The organism is Mesorhizobium sp. M1273, from assembly GCF_040318195.1.
Taxonomy (GTDB): Bacteria; Pseudomonadota; Alphaproteobacteria; order Rhizobiales; family Rhizobiaceae; genus Mesorhizobium.
Map to the genome: position 1 here is coordinate 82,522 of NZ_JAMYLV010000024.1, position 6,104 is coordinate 88,625.

Sequence of the window (6,104 nt, forward strand, 5' to 3'; positions counted from 1 at the left end):
GGCTACGATGTTTTGCGGTTGTCCAGTGCCAGGGCGCCGGGGCCGGCGAATACCAGATAGAAGAAGATGAAGCAGAAGGAGATCGCGGCATCGCCGCCATTGTTGACCGGGAAGAAGCTCTGCGGCATGTGCGCCATGAAATAGGCGATCGCCATCTCGCCGCTGAGAAGGAATGCCACCGGCCTGGTGAAAAGCCCCAATACCAGCAGGATGCCGCCTCCGAATTCCAGGATGGCCGCGGTCAGCGATAGCCCGCTCATGGTGCCGGCATGGTCGCCGACGGGGAAATTGAACAGTTTCTGGGTGCCGTGCTCAATGAACTGCAGCGCCGTCATGATGCGCAAGGCGGCAAGGGCGAACGGTTGATATCCGGCGAGGCCTTCGAAAAGCTTCATCTACGACTCCATTTTCACCTAGCCCGGCCATAGGTCATCGCCAAAGGCCGGACCATTCACATAGTCCGGCCTTCATTCAACTGTCGGTGAGTGAGTCGTGAGGCGTGCTGCAGCCTTGGGGCCGCACGATGGCGGCCCCGCAATTGGCGCGGCCTGTTACCGCGTCGGTGCCATTAGCGCGAAATGGGCGCCTTGCGGATCCGTGCACTGTACGATCCAGCTGCCGCCGGGGACCTCCATCGGACCCATCAGGATCTTGCCGCCATTGTCGGTGACGCGCTTGGCTGCCGCGTCGATGCCGGGCACGTTGAAATAGAACTGCCAGACCGGCGCCGGGATCTGCTCGGGCTTGTTCATCATGCCGCCAACGGGCTCGCCGCCGAAGGCGAAAAGCTGGTAGACGCCCATCGGACCCATATCCATGGCGTCGCCCTTCTCCCAGCCGAACTGGCTGGAATAGAAATCGAACGCCGCCTTCCAGTCTGACGTGTAGAGCTCATGCCAGCCGATGTTGCCGGGGGTCGCCAACGATAGCGGCGGCTGGTCGGGGCCGCTGGGCTGCAGGAAGTTGAACATCGCACCTTGCGGGTCTGCAACGACGGCGAAGCGGCCGACGCCAGGAATGTCGTCGGGCTCGCGGTGAACCGCGCCACCAGCCTTCTTGAGGGAGGCCGTTGCGGCATCGACGTCCCTGGTGAGGATATAACCGACCCAGGCCGGCGGCATGCCCATCCTGCGCGCGTCATCGGGCAGCGTCATCAACCCACCGACGCCGCGCTCGCCGACATTCATGACGATATAGCGCGGCATACCCTGGGCCCCTTCGAAAGGCTGCCCCCTCCAGCCCACCACGGAGGTGTAAAACGCCTCGGCGGCGTCGAGATCGGTGGTCATCAGCTCGTACCAGAAGAAGGGCATCGGGGACTGTGGCATTGTCGTGCTCCTTGCGGTTTGTACATCGATCATGCGCGATTCCATTCTAGGACGATCTTCACGACGAAAATCCGACAGCCAACCAAAAAAGATGACGGCAAATTGGAAATGTTACCGAGTTGCGCGCCCTGCGGTTTTCGACTTTGGTCGCAGTCAACGAGGGGTTGTTGATCCATGCGCCGGATGTCGCTCACTTCCCTGACCAGAGCGGACCATCCCAGTCTAAAGCCTATCCCGCTGCCCGGAATGGTTGCGGAAGGCGTGGTGCGAAGCGAGGGGTCAGATCCAAGCAGCTATGGCTTCACGAGCAATCACCTCTACCGTGCATTCGAGACTGAGCAATAGGAAATGCGAACAGTCGTCTGTCGGCCCGGGTATTGATCGCAACCAGTGCGAGTTCTCGACTCGGAGGAGGGGCCATCTGTAGGAGGCTTGCCCGCCAGAGCCAATCAACGGGATTGAGCTGCTAGCGCTGACATGGGTCACTCCCAACATGTCGTCATGAGCCGAAAGTGCTAGCACTCCGTGGAAGTTGATCTTCAGGGTTCGTTCGGATGCCCCGATGAAGAAGTCGCCTTCGACGGCCAATTCAAAGTAGTTGTCGGATTTCAGACGCCACACCTGACAGGCAGCCAGCGGTAATTCTTCCACAGGCTCCCACCGCTGAACCGCCTCCTGAACAATGTCCATCACCTTCTCCAATGTTTGAAAATCGCGCACGATGCTCAAGCGCCTACCGCCCCGTAAGCGCTTTCGAACAGCTTGTCGCCACTGGTAGCCAATTCTGGGCGCCGCATCCATTGAGGCGCAACGGACGGCGCTCAAAAACATGAGTGCATTTATCATATTTTTATCGAGAGGTTTCAGCGGTTTGCGCCGAAAATTGACCAATTGATAAAAAAACAAAACGTGCTAGCCTTCCCCAAAACAAGAACATGGGGAACTGACGATGCCAGAAGGCCAGTTCAAGCAAGGCATTGCCGGCGGGCGGCTCTCGCCGGACCAATATGCCGACAATTTCGCCGACCTGCACCCGCCACTCGATCATCACGAGGCGCTGGTCGAGTCCGACCGCTGCTATTTCTGCTATGACGCGCCTTGCATGAATGCGTGTCCGACCTCGATCGACATCCCGCTGTTCATCCGCCAGATTTCGACGGGCAATCCGATCGGCTCAGCCAAGACTATTTTTGACCAGAACATTTTGGGCGGCATGTGCGCCCGCGTCTGCCCGACCGAGACGCTATGCGAAGAAGTCTGCGTGCGGGAGGTGGCCGAAGGCAAGCCAGTGCAGATTGGTCGCCTCCAGCGCTACGCCACCGATGTCGCTATGGCCGAAAACAAGCAGTTCTACAAGCGCTCCGAACCGACCGGCAAGACGGTCGCCGTGGTCGGCGCCGGACCGGCCGGGCTTGCGGCCGCGCATCGGCTTGCCCGCCACGGCCACGACGTGACCATCCTGGAAGCCCGGCCGAAGCCTGGCGGCCTCAATGAGTACGGTATCGCCGCCTATAAAAGCGTCGACAATTTTGCCCAGGCCGAAGTCGACTATGTCACGTCGATCGGCGGCATCGACATCCAGAACGGCAAGGCGCTCGGCCGAGATTACCAGCTGTCGGACCTGACCAGGAATTACGATGCGGTGTTCCTCGGCATGGGGCTTGCCGGCGTCAATGCCTTGCGAGCGGATGGCGAGGAGGCGCAAGGCGTCACCAATGCCGTCGAGTTCATTGCCGAGCTTCGTCAGGCCAGTGATCTGGCCAGCCTGCCGGTCGGCCGGCGTGTTGTCGTCATCGGCGGCGGCATGACGGCGATCGACGCGGCGGTGCAATCGAAGCTGCTCGGAGCCGAAGAGGTGACGATCTGCTATCGGCGCGGCCCGGAGCACATGAATGCCTCCGAATTCGAGCAGGATCTGGCTGCCGCCAACGGCGTCATCATCCGGCACTGGTTGCAGCCGAAGCGGGTCATTGCCGATGCCGGCAAGGTGTCGGCGATCGAGCTCGAATACACCGCGATGGACAGCGACAGGCTCGTCGGCACCGGCGAGCGGCTGACGCTCGTCGCCGATCAGGTGTTCAAGGCGATCGGCCAGAGCTTTGTCCCGGCTGCGCTCAACGGCAGCGGTGCGGAGGTCGCGCTGGAAGCCGGCCGCATCAAGGTCGATGCGGAAGGGCGCACCTCGCTGGCCAATGTCTGGGCTGGCGGCGACTGCATTTTCGGCGGCGACGACCTGACTGTTTCAGCCGTCGCGCAAGGCCGCGATGCGGCGGAGAGCATTCATCGGGCACTGACCTCGAACGGGAGGGCATGAGCATGGCAGACATCCGCAACAATTTCGTCGGCATCAAGTCGCCGAACCCGTTCTGGCTGGCTTCGGCGCCGCCGACCGACAAGGCCTACAACGTCATTCGCGCCTTCAAGGCGGGCTGGGGCGGCGTGGTATGGAAGACGCTCGGCGAAGAGGGCCCGCCGGTGGTCAACGTCAACGGTCCGCGCTACGGCGCGATCTGGGGCGCCGACCGTCGTCTGCTCGGCCTCAACAACATCGAGCTGATCACCGACCGCGACCTGCAGGTCAATCTGCGCGAGATCAAGCAGGTCAAGATGGACTGGCCCGACCGGGCGATCGTCGTCTCGCTGATGGTGCCTTGCGATGAGCATGCCTGGAAGGCCATCCTGCCGGTAGTCGAGGAGACCGGCGCTGACGGCATCGAACTCAATTTCGGCTGCCCGCATGGCATGTCGGAACGCGGCATGGGTGCGGCGGTCGGCCAGGTGCCGGAGTACATCGAAATGGTGGTGCGCTGGTGCAAGGCCAACACCCGCATGCCTGTCATCACCAAGCTGACGCCCAACATCACCGACATACGCAAGCCGGCACGCGCTGCGCTTGCCGGCGGCACCGACGCGGTGTCGCTGATCAACACCATCAATTCGATCACCGGCGTCAATCTCGACAATTTCGCACCGGAGCCGACGATTGACGGCAAGGGTTCGCATGGCGGCTATTGCGGCCCGGCGGTGAAGCCGATCGCCATGAACATGGTGGCCGAGATCGCGCGCGACCCGGAAACGAAGGGCCTGCCGATCTCCGGTATCGGAGGCATCACCACCTGGCGCGACGCCGCCGAGTTCATGGCGCTTGGCGCCGGCAATGTGCAGGTGTGCACGGCGGCGATGACCTATGGCTTCAAGATCGTGCAGGAGATGATCGCCGGCCTGGAAAACTGGATGGACGAGAAGGGCCATGCCTCGCTCGACGACATCATTGGCCGCGCCACTCCCAACGTCACCGACTGGCAGTATCTCAACCTCAACTACATCGCAAAGGCGCATATCGACCAGGAGGCCTGCATCAAATGCGGCCGCTGCCACATCGCCTGCGAGGACACCTCGCACCAGGCGATCACCGCAATCGTCGACGGCGTCAGGCATTTCGAGGTGATCGAAGCCGAATGCGTCGGCTGCAATCTCTGCGTCAACGTCTGCCCGGTCGAGAACTGCATCACCATGGAGCCACTGGCGGTTGGCGCGATCGACGAGCGCACTGGTAGGCCAGTGTCGCCGATCTATGCCAACTGGACGACGCATCCCAACAATCCGATGGCCAAGGTGGCGGCGGAATAGCATTGCGAAAAAAGCGGCGTCCATGGGCGCCGCTTTTTGACTTTCCTATTGCGGATAAAAGATATCCAAGATAATCTATATCCATGAACAGGAGAGCGAAATGAAGCTGGGCGAAGGCGTCGAAGCGGCCATCCACTGCGCCGCGATGCTCGCCGGCGTTGATGGCGCCGCGACCTTGCCAGGTGCTGCCATGGCCGAGGCGTTCGGGCTGTCGCCGAGCTATCTGCTTAAGCATCTCAACGCGCTGACTGCGTCCGGCATTCTGGAATCAGTGCCGGGGCCGTCCGGCGGCTACCGGCTGGCGCGGCCGGCGGAACGCATAACGCTGCTCGATATCGTGCTGGCCGTCGAGGGGCGTGAACCGGCGTTCCGCTGCGCCGAAATCCGCCAGCGCGGCCCAGCGAAGCTCGATGCCTCGGTCTATGTCAAACCCTGCGGCATCAACGTAGCCATGCTGAAGGCCGAGCGTGCCTATCGCGCCGCGCTCGCCGACGCCCGGCTGTCCGACATCGTTGCAGAATACACGGCCGATGCCGATCCCCGTTCGGTCGCCGCGAACTGCGCCTTCGTCGAGCGCCATCGGCGGCCGCAGAAATCAAGTTCAACCAAGCAAGCATGAAAGGCTACAGACGATGAAACAGAGGCTGCAATTTTTCGGCGCGGCGCCGGAGATCATGAAGGCGGTGTCGGCGCTCAACAAGGCAGTCGACGAATGCGGGCTCGAAAAAAGCCTGTTGCATCTGATCAAGCTCAGGGCGTCGCAGATCAACGGCTGCTCGTATTGCGTCGAGATGCATAGCCGCGAAGCGCGCCGCGACGGCGAAAGCGAGCAGCGGCTCTATCTCGTCTCCGCCTGGAAGGAATCGCCGCTGTTTTCAGAGCGCGAACGCGCGGCCTTGGCCTGGACCGACGCGCTGACCAGGATCGCCGACAACGGTGTTTCGGACGAACTCTATGCAAGGACGCTTGAGCATTTCTCGGAACAGGAGCTGGTCAAGCTGTCGGTTGCGCTCGGCATGATCAACACCTGGAACCGGCTTTGCGTTCCGTTCCATGCAATCCATCCGATGCCAGCGGTCATGGCCGCTTGAGGACCAGGCGCGGGGGGCGGGGGGGGGCGCGCCCGAGTGGAAGAAGCCCACCCAC

At 61.8% G+C, this 6,104-nt stretch carries 7 protein-coding genes; 4 read left to right on the forward strand and 3 right to left on the reverse strand.

Going from position 1 to position 6,104, the window contains the following annotated elements:
- Nucleotides 1-2: 2 nt before the first annotated feature.
- The 3 genes from NKH30_RS22930 to NKH30_RS22940 form a co-directional block, all read right to left on the reverse strand.
- Nucleotides 3-395, reverse strand: a complete 393-nt coding sequence (locus NKH30_RS22930; protein ID WP_352684720.1) for a DoxX family protein — start codon at nt 393-395, stop codon at nt 3-5.
- A gap of 156 nt (nt 396-551) precedes the next feature.
- Nucleotides 552-1,328, reverse strand: a complete 777-nt coding sequence (locus NKH30_RS22935; RefSeq protein ID WP_352997187.1) for a VOC family protein — start codon at nt 1,326-1,328, stop codon at nt 552-554.
- A gap of 279 nt (nt 1,329-1,607) precedes the next feature.
- Nucleotides 1,608-2,057 carry a cupredoxin domain-containing protein gene (locus NKH30_RS22940; protein WP_352771312.1) on the reverse strand — a complete coding sequence of 150 codons (450 nt, stop codon included), beginning with the start codon at nt 2,055-2,057 and terminating at the stop codon, nt 1,608-1,610.
- 220 nt (nt 2,058-2,277) lie between these two features.
- Between NKH30_RS22940 and NKH30_RS22945 the strand changes: the two genes are divergently transcribed.
- The 4 genes from NKH30_RS22945 (at nt 2,278) to NKH30_RS22960 (ending at nt 6,049) form a co-directional block, all read left to right on the forward strand.
- Complete coding sequence (locus NKH30_RS22945) at nt 2,278-3,642, forward strand: NAD(P)-dependent oxidoreductase (protein WP_352819133.1); 1,365 nt, start codon at nt 2,278-2,280, stop codon at nt 3,640-3,642.
- Nucleotides 3,643-3,644: 2 nt separating this feature from the next.
- Nucleotides 3,645-4,958, forward strand: coding sequence for an NAD-dependent dihydropyrimidine dehydrogenase subunit PreA (preA, locus tag NKH30_RS22950; RefSeq protein ID WP_352927827.1), 1,314 nt, complete (start codon nt 3,645-3,647; stop codon nt 4,956-4,958).
- Between the two features lie 100 nt (nt 4,959-5,058).
- Nucleotides 5,059-5,577: an RrF2 family transcriptional regulator gene (locus NKH30_RS22955; RefSeq protein WP_352453193.1), complete on the forward strand. Its 519-nt coding sequence runs from the start codon at nt 5,059-5,061 to the stop codon at nt 5,575-5,577.
- Nucleotides 5,578-5,590: 13 nt separating this feature from the next.
- Entirely contained in the window at nt 5,591-6,049 is a 459-nt protein-coding gene (locus NKH30_RS22960; RefSeq protein ID WP_352997189.1) for a carboxymuconolactone decarboxylase family protein, read from the forward strand.
- Nucleotides 6,050-6,104: the final 55 nt, after the last annotated feature.

What these genes read in the sequence shown, in the direction of transcription:
- NKH30_RS22955 (WP_352453193.1), top strand. Translation starts at nt 5,059, where the DNA reads ATGAAGCTGGGCGAAGGCGTCGAAGCGGCCATCCACTGCGCCGCGATG.
- NKH30_RS22945 (WP_352819133.1), top strand. Translation starts at nt 2,278, where the DNA reads ATGCCAGAAGGCCAGTTCAAGCAAGGCATTGCCGGCGGGCGGCTCTCG.
- NKH30_RS22930 (WP_352684720.1), bottom strand. Translation starts at nt 395, where the DNA reads ATGAAGCTTTTCGAAGGCCTCGCCGGATATCAACCGTTCGCCCTTGCC.
- NKH30_RS22960 (WP_352997189.1), top strand. Translation starts at nt 5,591, where the DNA reads ATGAAACAGAGGCTGCAATTTTTCGGCGCGGCGCCGGAGATCATGAAG.
- preA (WP_352927827.1), top strand. Translation starts at nt 3,645, where the DNA reads ATGGCAGACATCCGCAACAATTTCGTCGGCATCAAGTCGCCGAACCCG.
- NKH30_RS22935 (WP_352997187.1), bottom strand. Translation starts at nt 1,328, where the DNA reads ATGCCACAGTCCCCGATGCCCTTCTTCTGGTACGAGCTGATGACCACC.